This is a genomic window from Pseudomonas sp. MN1F (genome assembly GCF_009391885.1).
In the GTDB taxonomy this organism is placed as follows: domain Bacteria; phylum Pseudomonadota; class Gammaproteobacteria; order Pseudomonadales; family Pseudomonadaceae; genus Aquipseudomonas.
Map to the genome: position 1 here is coordinate 263,736 of NZ_VZII01000009.1, position 14,223 is coordinate 277,958.

General features: G+C 62.7%; 8 protein-coding genes. 7 read left to right on the plus strand and 1 reads right to left on the minus strand.

Annotated features, from left to right (window positions below):
* Positions 1 to 141: 141 nt before the first annotated feature.
* The 5 genes from hutU to hutG all read left to right on the plus strand — a co-directional run bounded on the left by hutU (position 142) and on the right by hutG (position 6,999).
* The gene (hutU, locus tag F6X59_RS07070) at positions 142 to 1,815 is read left to right on the plus strand and encodes a urocanate hydratase (RefSeq protein WP_346654243.1); all 1,674 of its coding nucleotides are present in this window, start codon (positions 142 to 144) and stop codon (positions 1,813 to 1,815) included.
* A 70-nt stretch (positions 1,816 to 1,885) separates the two neighbouring features.
* Positions 1,886 to 3,418, plus strand: a complete 1,533-nt coding sequence (gene hutH, locus F6X59_RS07075; RefSeq protein WP_346654244.1) for a histidine ammonia-lyase — start codon at positions 1,886 to 1,888, stop codon at positions 3,416 to 3,418.
* Between the two features lie 154 nt (positions 3,419 to 3,572).
* Complete coding sequence (locus F6X59_RS07080; RefSeq protein WP_152955603.1) at positions 3,573 to 4,964, plus strand: amino acid permease; 1,392 nt, start codon at positions 3,573 to 3,575, stop codon at positions 4,962 to 4,964.
* Between the two features lie 15 nt (positions 4,965 to 4,979).
* Positions 4,980 to 6,185, plus strand: coding sequence for an imidazolonepropionase (gene hutI, locus F6X59_RS07085; RefSeq protein WP_152955604.1), 1,206 nt, complete (start codon positions 4,980 to 4,982; stop codon positions 6,183 to 6,185).
* Positions 6,186 to 6,195: 10 nt separating this feature from the next.
* Complete coding sequence (hutG, locus tag F6X59_RS07090) at positions 6,196 to 6,999, plus strand: N-formylglutamate deformylase (RefSeq protein WP_152955605.1); 804 nt, start codon at positions 6,196 to 6,198, stop codon at positions 6,997 to 6,999.
* A 59-nt stretch (positions 7,000 to 7,058) separates the two neighbouring features.
* Here hutG and F6X59_RS07095 read toward each other — a convergent pair whose 3' ends face one another.
* Positions 7,059 to 12,551, minus strand: a complete 5,493-nt coding sequence (locus F6X59_RS07095) for a dermonecrotic toxin domain-containing protein (protein WP_256669117.1) — start codon at positions 12,549 to 12,551, stop codon at positions 7,059 to 7,061.
* A 148-nt stretch (positions 12,552 to 12,699) separates the two neighbouring features.
* On the opposite strand from F6X59_RS07095, the gene pip reads away from it, so the two are divergent.
* Positions 12,700 to 13,671 carry a prolyl aminopeptidase gene (gene pip / locus F6X59_RS07100; RefSeq protein WP_152955606.1) on the plus strand — a complete coding sequence of 324 codons (972 nt, stop codon included), beginning with the start codon at positions 12,700 to 12,702 and terminating at the stop codon, positions 13,669 to 13,671.
* Positions 13,668 to 14,105: a D-aminoacyl-tRNA deacylase gene (gene dtd, locus F6X59_RS07105; RefSeq protein ID WP_152955607.1), complete on the plus strand. Its 438-nt coding sequence runs from the start codon at positions 13,668 to 13,670 to the stop codon at positions 14,103 to 14,105. The genes pip and dtd overlap by 4 nt, the downstream gene beginning before the upstream one ends.
* Positions 14,106 to 14,223 lie beyond the last annotated feature (118 nt).

Sequence of the window (14,223 nt, forward strand, 5' to 3'; positions counted from 1 at the left end):
TAGCGGCCCCTTTTGCTTTGCGCAGAAATCCGAGGAGCGGTCCGATTATTTTGGTTGTCCATGCTTGTACATACAAGTAAAGATGTGTTTGTATATTGACCACGACACATCTGCCTGCGGACAACCGCCGAGGACCTTCCCGTGACCGACAACAACAAATACCGTGACGTTGAAATCCGTGCCCCACGTGGCAACAAGCTGACCGCCAAGAGCTGGCTGACCGAAGCGCCACTGCGCATGCTGATGAACAACCTCGACCCGCAGGTCGCGGAAAACCCGAAAGAGCTGGTGGTGTACGGTGGCATCGGCCGCGCCGCACGCAACTGGGAGTGCTACGACAAGATCGTCGAGACCCTGACCCGCCTGGAAGACGACGAAACCCTGCTGGTGCAGTCGGGCAAGCCGGTCGGCGTGTTCAAGACCCACAGCAACGCCCCGCGTGTTCTGATCGCCAACTCCAACCTGGTGCCGCACTGGGCCAACTGGGAGCACTTCAACGAACTGGACGCCAAAGGCCTGGCCATGTACGGCCAGATGACCGCCGGCAGCTGGATCTACATCGGCAGCCAGGGCATCGTCCAGGGCACCTACGAAACCTTCGTCGAAGCCGGCCGCCAGCACTACGGCGGTAGCCTGAAAGGCAAGTGGGTACTGACTGCCGGCCTCGGCGGCATGGGCGGCGCCCAGCCACTGGCCGCGACCCTGGCCGGTGCTTGCTCGCTGAACATCGAATGCCAGCAGAGCCGCATCGACTTCCGCCTGGAAACCCGCTACGTCGACGAACAGGCCACTGACCTGGACGACGCCCTGGCCCGCATCGCCAAGTACACCGCCGAAGGCAAGGCGATCTCCATCGCCCTGCACGGCAACGCCGCCGAAATCCTGCCAGAGCTGGTCAAGCGTGGCGTGCGCCCGGACATGGTCACCGACCAGACCAGCGCCCACGACCCATTGAACGGCTACCTGCCTGCCGGCTGGACCTGGGAGCAGTACCGCGACCGCGCGCAGACCGAGCCGGCTGCTGTGGTCAAGGCCGCCAAACAATCGATGGCCGTGCACGTGCAGGCCATGCTCGATTTCCAGAAGCAGGGCATCCCGACCTTCGACTACGGCAACAACATCCGCCAGATGGCCAAGGAAGAGGGCGTGAGCAACGCCTTTGATTTCCCAGGCTTCGTCCCGGCCTACATCCGTCCGCTGTTCTGCCGCGGCATCGGCCCGTTCCGCTGGGCGGCGCTGTCCGGCGACGCTGAAGACATCTACAAGACCGACGCCAAGGTCAAGGAGCTGATCCCGGACGACGCCCACCTGCACCGCTGGCTGGACATGGCCCGCGAGCGCATCAGCTTCCAGGGCCTGCCGGCACGTATCTGCTGGGTTGGCCTGGGCCTGCGCGCCAAGCTGGGCCTGGCTTTCAACGAAATGGTCCGCAGCGGCGAGCTGTCGGCACCGGTGGTGATCGGCCGTGACCACCTGGACTCCGGGTCGGTGTCCAGCCCTAACCGCGAAACCGAAGCGATGCGCGACGGCTCCGACGCCGTCTCCGACTGGCCGCTGCTCAACGCCCTGCTCAACACCGCAGGCGGCGCCACCTGGGTTTCGCTGCACCACGGCGGTGGCGTGGGCATGGGCTTCTCCCAGCACTCGGGCATGGTCATTGTCTGCGACGGTACCGATGAAGCCGCCGCACGTATCGCTCGCGTGCTGACCAACGACCCGGGGACTGGCGTGATGCGCCACGCCGATGCCGGTTACGACATCGCCATCGACTGCGCCAAGGAGCAGGGCCTCGACCTGCCAATGATCACGGGCTGATCGCTGCGCTTTGAGTGATACTGAACACTAAGAGGGGCCTGCGGGCCCCTGACAGAATTGGAGTAGCGAAGTGACCGTACTGACCCTCAAGCCCGGCACCCTGACCCTGGCCCAGCTGCGCGCCATCCACGCCGCACCCGTGCGCCTGCAGCTGGATGCCAGCGCCACGCCAGCCATCGACGCCAGCGTTGCCTGCGTCGAGCAGATCATTGCCGAAGACCGTACCGCCTACGGCATCAACACCGGTTTCGGCCTGCTGGCCTCGACCCGCATCGCCAGCCACGACCTTGAGAACCTGCAGCGCTCGCTGGTGCTGTCCCACGCCGCCGGTATCGGCGCGCCGCTGGATGACGCCCTGGTGCGGCTGATCATGGTCCTCAAGATCAACAGCCTCAGCCGTGGTTTCTCCGGTATCCGCCGCAAGGTCATCGATGCGCTGATCGCCCTGGTCAACGCCGAAGTCTATCCGCACATCCCGCTCAAGGGCTCGGTGGGTGCTTCCGGCGACCTGGCACCGCTGGCGCACATGTCGCTGGTACTGCTCGGTGAAGGCAAGGCCCGTTATCAGGGCCAGTGGCTGCCGGCTACCGAAGCCCTGGCTGTTGCTGGCCTCGAGCCGCTGACCCTGGCTGCCAAGGAGGGCCTGGCCCTGCTCAACGGCACCCAGGCTTCCACCGCCTACGCCCTGCGCGGCCTGTTCCACGCCGAAGACCTGTATGCCGCCGCCATCGCCTGCGGTGGCCTGAGCGTCGAAGCCGCGCTGGGTTCGCGTTCGCCGTTCGATGCACGCATCCACGAAGTGCGTGGCCAGCGTGGCCAGATCGACACCGCTGCCTGCTTCCGCGACCTGCTGGGCGACTCCAGCGAAGTGTCGCTGTCGCACAAGAACTGCGACAAGGTCCAGGACCCGTACTCGCTGCGCTGCCAGCCACAGGTCATGGGCGCCTGCCTGACCCAGATCCGCCAGGCCGCCGAGGTGCTGGGCATCGAAGCCAACGCCGTGTCGGACAACCCGCTGGTGTTCGCCGCCGAAGGCGACGTGATTTCCGGTGGCAACTTCCACGCCGAGCCGGTGGCCATGGCCGCCGACAACATCGCCCTGGCGATCGCCGAAATCGGTTCGCTGAGCGAGCGCCGCATCTCGCTGATGATGGACAAGCACATGTCCCAGCTGCCGCCGTTCCTGGTGGAAAATGGCGGGGTCAACTCCGGCTTCATGATCGCCCAGGTCACCGCTGCAGCCCTGGCCAGCGAGAACAAGGCCTTGTCGCACCCGCACAGTGTCGATAGCCTGCCGACCTCGGCCAACCAGGAAGACCACGTGTCGATGGCCCCGGCTGCTGGCAAGCGCCTGTGGGAAATGGCCGAGAACACCCGTGGTGTGCTGGCCATCGAATGGCTGGGTGCGTGTCAGGGGTTGGACCTGCGCAAAGGCCTGAAGACTTCGGCCAAGCTGGAGCAGGCGCGCCAGGCGCTGCGTCGTGAAGTGCCGCACTATGACCGTGACCGCTTCTTTGCTCCGGACATCGAGGCAGCTGTCGAGCTGCTGGCCAAGGGCAGCCTGACCGGGCTGCTGCCTGCTGGTGTCCTGCCTAGCCTGTGATACCCCCAGGGCCGCTGCGCGGCCAATCACCAGCAAGCCGGTTCCCACATTGACGGTGCAAACCCGCCCGTTGTGGGCGCCGGCTTGCCGGCGAAAGGGCTGCAAAACAGCCCCCATCGACCTCACGACCACAAAAACAATTTAAGGACGTGACATGCAACAAGCTCAAGGTCTCAAGCGCGGGCTAACGGCCCGCCACATCCGTTTCATGGCCCTTGGCTCTGCCATCGGCACCGGCCTGTTCTACGGTTCCGCCTCGGCCATCCAGATGGCCGGCCCGGCGGTGCTGCTGGCCTACCTGATCGGCGGCGCCGCGGTATTCATGGTCATGCGCGCCCTCGGCGAAATGGCCGTGCACAACCCGGTGGCCGGCTCCTTCGGCCATTACGCCACCACCTACCTCGGCCCCATGGCCGGCTTCATCCTCGGCTGGACCTACGCCTTCGAGATGGTCATCGTGGCCATCGCCGACATCACCGCCTTCGGTATCTACATGGGCTTCTGGTTCCCGGAAGTGGCCCGCTGGATCTGGGTGCTGGGCATCGTCTTCGTGATCGGCGGCCTCAACCTGTGCAACGTCAAGGTGTTCGGCGAAATGGAATTCTGGCTGTCGCTGCTCAAGGTCGGCGCCATCGTGGCGATGATCCTGGCCGGCCTCGGCATCATGGCCTTTGGCTTCAGCCAGGTGACTGGCGAACATGCCGTGGGCATCAGCAACCTGTTCGAGCATGGCGGCTTCATGCCCAATGGCATCGGTGGCCTGATCGCCTCCTTCGCCGTGGTGATGTTCGCCTTCGGTGGCATCGAGATCATCGGCGTCACTGCCGGTGAAGCCAAGGACCCGCAGCGCGTCATCCCCAAGGCGATCAACGCCGTGCCCCTGCGCATCCTGCTGTTCTACGTGCTGACCCTGTTGGTGCTGATGTGCCTGTACCCGTGGCCGCAGATCGGCAGCGAAGGCAGCCCGTTCGTGCAGATCTTCAGCCATCTCGGTATTGGCTCTGCCGCTGCCGTGCTGAACATCGTGGTGATCTCGGCTGCGATTTCGGCAATCAACAGCGACATCTTCGGCGCCGGCCGCATGATGTACGGCCTGGCTCAGCAAGGCCATGCACCGCGCAGCTTCGGCAAGCTGTCGAAACACGGCGTGCCATGGATGACCGTGGTAGTGATGGGCGCGGCGCTGCTGGTTGGTGTGCTGCTCAACTACCTGATCCCGGAAAACGTGTTCCTGCTGATCGCCTCCATCGCCACCTTCGCCACCGTGTGGGTGTGGCTGATGATCCTGGTCACCCAGGTGGCCATGCGCCGCAGCATGAGCGCTGCAGAGGCGGCCCAGCTGAAGTTCCCGGTACCGTTCTGGCCTTACGGCCCGGCCATGGCCATTGCCTTCATGGTGTTCATTTTCGGTGTACTCGGTTACTTCCCGGATACTCAGGCGGCCTTGCTGGTCGGCGTGGTCTGGGTGGTGTTCCTGGTGGCGTCCTACCTGCTGTGGTGCAAGCCGCGTGCAGGCAAGCACGTGCCGGTCGAGCTGCACCGCTAGTCAAGGAGATTGCACATGAGAACCCTCTGGCAGCACTGCCACGCGGCAACCCTGGCCGAGGGCCGTTACTCGATCATCGAGGACGCGGCCATCGTCACCAGCGCCGGGCTGATCGAATGGATCGGCCCCCGCGCCGAGCTGCAGCCGTTCGAGCTCGACCGCACGGTGGACCTGGGCGGCGCCTGGGTCACGCCGGGGCTGATCGACTGCCACACCCATGCGGTGTTCGGCGGCAACCGCAGCGGCGAGTTCGAGCAGCGCCTGCAAGGCGTCAGCTATGCCGAGATCGCCGCCCAGGGTGGCGGTATCGCCAGCACCGTGCGGGCCACCCGCGCGGCCAGCGAGGACGAACTGTTCGCCAGTGCTCGCCAGCGGGTTCAGGCGTTGATGCGCGATGGCGTGACCACGATCGAGGTCAAGTCCGGCTACGGCCTGGACCTGGCCAACGAGCGCAAGATGCTGCGCGTGGCCCGGCGCCTGGCCGATGAGCTGCCGCTGGCGGTGCGCGCCACCTGCCTGGCCGCCCATGCCTTGCCGCCGGAGTATGCCGGCAGGGCGGATGACTACATCGCGCATATCTGTGACGAGATGCTGCCCGCTTTGGCCGCTGAAGGCCTGGTGGATGCGGTGGACGCGTTCTGCGAACACCTGGCGTTCTCCCCGGCACAGGTCGAAAAGGTGTTCATCAAGGCGCACGCACTGGGCTTGCCGGTCAAGCTCCATGCCGAACAGTTGTCGTCGCTGCACGGCTCCAGCCTGGCGGCGCGCTACCAGGCGCTGTCGGCCGATCACCTGGAATTCATGACCGAGGAAGACGCCATCGCCATGGCCAAGGCTGGCACGGTTGCCGTGCTGCTGCCGGGCGCCTTCTATTTCCTGCGTGAAACCCAGCTGCCGCCGATGGACGCTCTGCGTCGTCACGGGGTGAAGATTGCCCTGGCCAGCGACCTCAACCCGGGCACCTCGCCAGGTTTGTCGCTGCGCCTGATGCTGAACATGGGTTGCACGCTGTTCCGCATGACCCCGGAAGAGGCCTTGGCCGGCGTCACCTTGCACGCCGCCACGGCGCTGGGCCTGGGTGACAGCCACGGGTCGCTTGAGGTCGGCAAGGTTGCCGACTTCGTCGCCTGGCAGATCGCCCGTCCTGCCGACCTGGCCTACTGGCTGGGCGGTGACCTGCCCAAGCGCGTGGTGCGCAAGGGCCACGAAATTTCCAATTGAGCGAGGCACGATGGACAAGGTACTGAGTTTTCACCAGGGCCACCTGCCGCTGCTGATCAGCATGCCCCATGCCGGCCTCAAGCTGACCCCGGCGGTGGACAATGGCTTGGTCGAGCAGGCCCGCAGCCTGCCCGACACCGACTGGCACATCCCGCGCCTGTACGACTTCGCCCGTGAGCTGGGCGCCAGCGTGGTGGCGGCGGAGTATTCGCGCTTCGTCATCGACCTGAACCGCCCGGACGACGACAAACCGTTGTACGTCGGTGCCACCACCGGTCTGTACCCGGCCACCCTGTTCGACGGCGAGCCGCTGTTCAAGGAAGGCCAAGCGCCGACCGCCGAGGCGCGCAAGACCTATCTGGAGTCGATCTGGCGCCCTTATCACAACACGATCCAGAGCGAGCTGGCGCGCCTGCGTGAGGCCCATGGTTATGCACTGCTGTGGGATGCCCACTCGATCCGTTCGCTGATCCCGCACCTGTTCGATGGCAAGCTGCCGGACTTCAACCTGGGTACCTTCAATGGCGCCAGTTGCGACCCGCAACTGGGCGAGCGATTGCAAGGCGTGTGCGCCGAAGCGGGCAACTACAGCCATGTGCTCAATGGTCGCTTCAAGGGCGGGCATATCACCCGTCACTATGGTGACCCGGCCAACCATATCCATGCGGTGCAACTGGAGCTGGCACAGAGCACTTACATGGAAGAAGTTGAACCGTTCAATTACCGTGAAGACCTGGCTCAGCCGACTCAGCAAGTACTGAGGCAGCTTCTGCAAGCGCTGCTGGCGTGGGGTAAGGAGCGGTATGGGCGGTAAAGCTCGCCGGTGAGCATGGCGACGCGATGCAGGGCATGCGCGTCGCCAGTCACTTCGGATCAATTGTTGTTGATTTGCGCGATGGTGAGTTCGCGCAGTATCTCGAGCTCTTCCTGATCCTTTTCCATTTGCAGTGCCAGCTGCAGAGCCAACTCATCCTGCAGCGGGTGGTCCTGGCTGGCCAGCTCAAGCACTCGCAGGCGGAAGCGTGCCTCTACTTCGGCGAAGCGGTCGGCATGAATGGCGCGCAGGCGCGCAACCCAATCTCTATTTCTCAGCATGTAGTCGACCAGGGCATCGCCCAGTTCGCTTTCGCGGACCTTCTCCAGCACGCTGGACAGCTCACCGCGGGCCAGATTCGCGGCCCCTCGGAAACGCATGCTATCGGCAATCGGCAGCTCCAGTTCCCTGGCCAGTTCGCGACGGTAGGCCAGTCTCACCGAGACTACGTCTCCTGAGCCCTTCCGGTGTTCGGCCAGTGTCTCCAACTGATCAATCCGGAACAGCTGCAACAGGCGTTGACGCAGCGCTTGCAGGGTATCTCCAGCGTCGATAAGCAGGTGCTGGTTCATCAGGTACAGTTCGATGTTGTTGAACGTCTGCAACGCACCATCATGGCAGGTCTGCGAGCCGCTCACAGGGTGAGGCAGGGCTTCCACGGCGATTTGCTCCATGGTTGCCCGGTCTACCTCGTTGCTCACTGCTGCTACCAGTACCAGGCGTACCCGCTCGCAGAACGTGGTGCGCGTGGTTGGATCGACGTAGGGCGCTGCGTTGTGCAATCGGCCTGCCAGGCGCAACAGGTCACTGCCTTCGAGCTGTGCCCAGCAGTCCTTGAGTGCCTCGTTCTGTGCTTCGTTGCCGAGCATCCAGTCCTCCAGCCTGGGCGTGTCGTCGCCAAGCAGGGGGAAGTGCGGATGATCGAGTGAGCCTTCGCTCGATGAGTCGACAAGCTGCAGGTTGCCAGGGATATCCAGAGCGAATGAGTAGCTGTGCTGGCTGTCCGAGAATGCCCGCACGCGCAGGATGGTATCGAGCGGCAATGGGTTATCGAACAGCGCGATCGACGATATCGGCATCGGGTTGTTCAGGTTCGACAGAATGTGCTCAGGCAACTGGCTGATATTGTTCGCACTCAAGTCCAGCAGTTCGAGCGGCAGCAGGCTGTCGCACCAGCTTGGCCACGCCCGCAGGTCCATGTTGGTCAGCGCCAGTGACTGCAGGTTGCGGGACAGTTGTGCGGGTACTTGATCGATGGTGCCTACGCGGTTGCCGGAAAGGTCTAAGGAGGTCAGGTTTTCCAGCCCGGCGAAGATCTCCAGCGTGGACTGGTCGACTTCCAGGCCCATGTTGCGAAATTCCAGGTGGGTCAGGTGGGGAACACGCGCCAGTGCCGAGGCCAGCGAAGGTGTTGCTGCCTGATGGGCATCGATGGTCAGCCGGGTGACATTCGGAAAACGGCTCAGCAGTTCATCGAGCTGCGATGCGCTGCCACGCAAACGGGTCAGGGTCATTGCCCGGACACGCTCGCCAAAGAACGCTGGCAGCCGGCGGGGGAAATGCTCAATGGCCACATCCTCTAGCTGCAGACGCAGGTAGAGTTGCCCCTGTTCCTGCTGCTGCCAGAACCCATTGATGGCGGTCTCGATGCGCTGCCTGTCTGCCAGCGCTTCCTGGGTCAGCGGGTTGCTCGAACTGGAGGCGTGCGCCCAGCCGTCGATGGCATCACGCATCTGCTGGCGCTCACTGCGGATGCGGGTGAGTTGTTCAGAGAGCGCGGCGGTCTGGTCTGTGGTGATGCCGGACATATCGACGCGCTCATTCAGCCGCAAGCGCTGCAAATGGCTTTCGTTGATGCTGTTGCCCTGCAATGAGATCTGCGGCGCAGTGCTGATGGTTTCTGCTTCGTTCAGCAGGAACGAGGGCAATGACCTGAGGTTGTTGTCGCGCAGGGACAGTTGGGCGATCCGTCCCAGGGCGTCACTGCCAATGCCTATTGGCCATTGCGACAATTGCATCTGGTTCAGGCCCAGGTAATCCAGGGTCAGCTCATGGAAACTCGGGCTGTTGTTCTGCGCCAACCGATTACCGCTCAAGTCCAGATAGCGCAACTGGTCAAGCCCTGACAACAGGCTCAGATCGCTCTCCGATAGCGAAATGTTCTGATTGGTTATTGCCAGCCGCTGCAAGCCGGGCAAGCTTTCGCTAATGGTCGGAATGCTGAACAGGAAAGAGGAGGGGGTCGACCTGGGGTCATATGGGCGGCTGATTTGCAGAGAATCAATGTTTGGCATCTGCCGGAGCAGGCGTTGCAACAGGCGTTCGTTTTGCGCCCAACCGGCTAGCGCGCCTGAGGGCAAGTCGTGCAGGGTAAGACGGCGAACACGGGCGGTGAAGAAGTCGGGCAGGATCAGCGGGATGTCCGCCAGTGGTACTTGCTGGATGCGCAGCTCGGCGCTGTGCTCCAGCCCCTGTTCCAGGGCGGTGTCGTACCAATGCTGGAGGATGGATTCGCGCAGGATGTGGTAATCGTGTGCCGCTTGGTCTGACGCTGGGGAGATGGCTTCGCTCCAGTCGTTAAGCTTTGCTTGCAGGATGTCGCGTTGCTCGCGCAACAGTTGCAAGTGCGCAAGCGCCTGTGGCCGTGTGCGGTTGACAGTGACCATCCTGAGCACTTGGTCCGCTGTCCATTGCGTATGCTCAGCCAAACCGGTGGCGGCGATGGCGTCCAGCAATGCTTGCCGTGGAACGTTGCTGTCGGCGGTCGAATGGCCGCCGCTCAGAGGGTAGCCCAAGCGACCGTCGGCCAGGCGCATCGGTGAACGAAAGCCGGGCCGCACGGTGTGCATGCCGAGTACTTGCCTGAGGGCATTGCGTGGCAACAAGGGGGCGTTCTGCACCCACTGGCGCAGGCCTGCTGCAGCGTCGATACCCAGGCTCGCCATGGCCTCAGGCAGTGCTTCGCACAAGGCCCCATAAAGGCTTGGATGCGCACTCGTCGCAGCGGTTGCCTGTTCGCTGTGGTGGACGATATAGCCGGCTTCGGAACTGCTGATGGCCTTGACATGACTGGCGTTCAGTGGCCCGACACTGTCACGTTGGCGCGGCCATTGGCTGCGCTGATGCAGTTCAAGCCGGGTATCAGCTGACCAGCCAGCGTATTGTTCAAGCGTGTGTGCGATCAGGCGGTCAGTGTCCCAACTACGCACGCAGTTCAGGTACAAGCCTTCGTATGCGCGGGCCAAGCGCAGTTGTTGTTGATAATGCCGGACTTCTTCAGCAATACGCAGCGGCACCCTGCCGTTGGTCATGCTCAGATGCTCGGTTGCAGTAGCATTGCGCAGCAGTTCCTCGACGATGGCTTGGGGGAGGCCCGGATAAACCTGCTGGATGACTCCGGGTGCATCGCCGGCTGCCAGCTGGCGGTAGCGCTTTCCAAACTCGGCGTTGCGCGCCGCTGAGCCTGCCTGTGGGAGCGACTGGCTGACTTGCCGATCCAGGGCGAAGCGATGCAGGGTGTCCTCCAGTAACGCCGGCAGCCGTTGGTTTTCGCTGAGAACGCGGCGCAGCACGCTTTCTTCCATGCCGCTGACACGCAGTATCCAGCTTGCGATCGGTTCGTCGAATTCGCGAGCCAGATGGCCTAACCGACGAAACAGTGTCATCCCGGCCCATTCCCGAGGCTGATCCAGTTCATGCAACCACGCACCTGCGCCATTGTGCTGCAGCTTCGGTTGATAGCCGAGAGGACGACTAGGGTGCACCAGCCGATGATCGGTGTTCGCGGTGCTTACGCAGTAGGTCCGTTCCTCGAGGGGAAGCCAGGTTTTACCCTTGTAATGGTACAAACCGAACTCATCAGGCTTGAGGCTGGCGGGTAAAACGATGTCATGGGCAAAGGGGCGTAGATCGCGGTGCCAGAGACGGATGTCGCCAGGGGCAAGCTCCACAGGCTTGAGCTCTTCAATGAAGGAAGGGGTTTCTACTGTGAGTTTTTCGACCGCAGGCTTTGCTCCTGCACCGCCAATGGCCCCGAGGGCGCCGACCAAGGCCAGGTTTTCCACCACATCCAGCAGGTAGCCGAAAGCTTGCTCGCGCTCGCCGTCTGCCCAGTCGGCAAGCCCTTCAAAAACCTCGTTGCCGAGTTGCAGCACGGTCAGGCCGAGCATCAACGGTGCCAGTCCGGGGATGAAGAAGGCGCCGATGTTCAGTGCATTGAGGGTCAGTGACTCGAAGTAGGCCAGCCGTTTGGCTGCAGTTTTTTCGTCCTCCGCTGCGGTGGATACGGCGTGGAAGGCGGCATCGTCTTTCAGGCGCAGCTGACGTTGGTTGGTCAGTTCGTCCAGCAATGGCTGAGCGATTGGCTGTAAATGCATGGAAACCCGGGCGTTCGGGTCTTTGATGCGTTCCTTGTAGCCCTTCGCCGGATTCCACGTATAGGGCTCGAGTGTGTCTTGGAGTTTACTCAGGAATACCGACTTGTCTCGTTCGGGCACCAGTTGCAAGGACTCGGCGTTGCGAAGCGCAGGTAACTGTTCAAGTAGAAATGCTTCGGCTTGCTGGCGGGAGGCGTGCGCGGTCAGTGGTACAGGCGTGCCGGGAAGGTAGAGCACCACCCATCCACCATAAGGAAAGGTCGGTGGTGGAAACTTCCCGGAAGCCGTGTGCCCGGCAGCTGCAATGCCAAAGGCCACAGCGCCGGTAAGGGTGGCGTGCAGCAGGGTGATACGTGAGCACAGTATTGGCTGGCCCTGGTAGCTGGCCAGGCCCTGGGTGGCGAGTTTGCTCAGCGCGTCATGCGTGGCCCCGTCTATGGCGCCTTGCAGGTAAGCCAGGTGCACATGAAGGCGCAGGCTGGATTGCTCGGCGCGGCGCACTACTTCGTGTGCAGTTTCGCCAGCGATGGCTGCAGCGACCAATGCCTGGTACCTGCCGCCGATATCCAGGTCACGCACCATTGCCGCGAACGCTTCGGGTTCGATGGGAATCTGCTTGGCAGGTGAACCGACGATGCTGACCTGATTGCTGTCGATGATCAGTGATGGGTTGCCGCCTGCTTCCAGCCCTGAAGGGGCTGCTTCGCTGGCTTCAAAGTTCTGCAGGGCACTATCCAGCAGAGATTGCGTAGCTCTTTTCACGGCACGATCGGTGGTGACGAACGGGTCACCGCTCATGCTTTCCCTATAGGCTTCGGCTTTTCTTGCGTTCAGCAGAAAAGTGGCAGCCACATCGGGGTCCAGCGCAAAGCGCTGGCGGATTTGCGCGACAAGCAATTTGCTGGCGAACGGTTTCAACGCCGGCACGGTCGTCAGCAGCTTGCGTACTTCTGCTTCAGCCTGGCGCTGTATGCCGTATTCCTCGATCAGTTGCCGAGCAATGTCAGGATGCGCCAGGCACGCCACTTCAAACCATTTATTCGGTTTGCCAGCGCCAGCGCGCATGTGTTGGTGTTCATCAGGCCGGGTACTGGCGAGCCAGTCGGGCAGCTTGTTGGCGACCAGGTTGAGTGGCGATGAAGAGGTGGCAGAAGGTGCTTGCTGTGAGTCGATCATGTGATGCCTCGCTTTTCGGGAGGCTTGGATGCTATTTAGCTACATACCGCGCAAGCACATAACATGATCTCGCCGCAGACACATGCTCAAAGCGCAATTCAGGTTTATGATGGCCCTCGGCCGACCCAAACCTCACACGGAGTGCGCAATGCAGACCCTGTACCCGCAGATCAAACCCTACGCCCGGCATGATCTGGCCGTGGAAGCGCCGCATGTGTTGTATGTCGATGAAAGCGGCTCGCCGGAAGGTCTGCCTGTGGTATTCATCCACGGCGGCCCTGGCGCAGGCTGTGATGCCCAGAGCCGTTGCTACTTCGACCCCAACCTGTACCGCATCATCACCTTTGACCAACGCGGTTGTGGGCGCTCCACGCCACACGCGAGCCTGGAGAACAACACCACCTGGCACCTGGTCGAGGACCTGGAGCGCATCCGCCAGCATCTGGGGATCGACAAATGGGTGCTGTTCGGCGGCTCCTGGGGCTCGACCCTGGCCCTGGCCTACGCCCAGACCCACCCCGAGCGCGTGCACGGCCTGATCCTGCGCGGCATCTTCCTGTGCCGACCACAGGAAATCGAGTGGTTCTACCAGGCAGGTGCCAGCCGCATGTTCCCGGACTACTGGCAGGACTACATCGCGCCGATCCCAGCGGAAGAGCGCGGTGACCTGGTCAAGGCCTTCCACAAGCGCCTGACCGGCAACGACCAGATCGCCCAGATGCATGCGGCCAAGGCCTGGTCCACCTGGGAAGGCCGCACCGCCACGCTGCGCCCGAACCCGCTGGTGGTCGACCGCTTCTCCGAGCCCCAGCGCGCGCTGTCGATCGCCCGCATCGAATGCCACTACTTCATGAACAATGCGTTCCTGGAGCCAGACCAACTGATTCGCGACATGCCGAAGATCGCCCACCTGCCGGCGGTGATCGTGCATGGCCGCTACGACGTGATCTGCCCGCTGGACAATGCCTGGGCGCTGCACCAGGCCTGGCCGAACAGCGAGCTGAAGGTGATCCGCGACGCCGGGCATGCCGCCTCCGAGCCAGGTATCACCGATGCCCTGGTGCGCGCGGCCGACCAGATGGCGCGCCGGCTGCTCGACCTGCCGCTGGAAGAAGCATGAGGGGCTTGCTGCAGCGCGTACGTGGCGCACGCGTGGAGGTCGGTGGTGAGATAGTCGGTGCCATTGACCAGGGATTGCTGGTGTTGGTGGCTGTCGAGCCTGAAGATACGCGTGAACATGCCGACAAGCTGTTGCACAAGCTGCTGAACTACCGGGTGTTCAGCGACGATCAGGGCAAGATGAACCTGTCGCTCAAGGATGTCGGTGGCGGCTTGCTGCTGGTCTCCCAGTTCACCCTGGCGGCTGATACCCGCAACGGCATGCGCCCAAGCTTCTCGACCGCCGCGCCACCGGCACTCGGGGCCGAATTGTTCGACTATCTTTTGAGCAAGGCGCGCGGCCAGCATGCCGATGTGGCGAGCGGGCGCTTCGGCGCAGACATGCAGGTGCACCTCGTCAATGATGGCCCAGTGACATTCTTGTTACAAATATGAAGTCGAAAAACCCTTTGTTTATAGGAAAACAAGGGGTTTTGTACGATAAATAGTTAGTCCACACTGATGCGTTGTAACGCATCCTGCTGGATAATCGCGCGCTGCGTGAGCCTGCGTT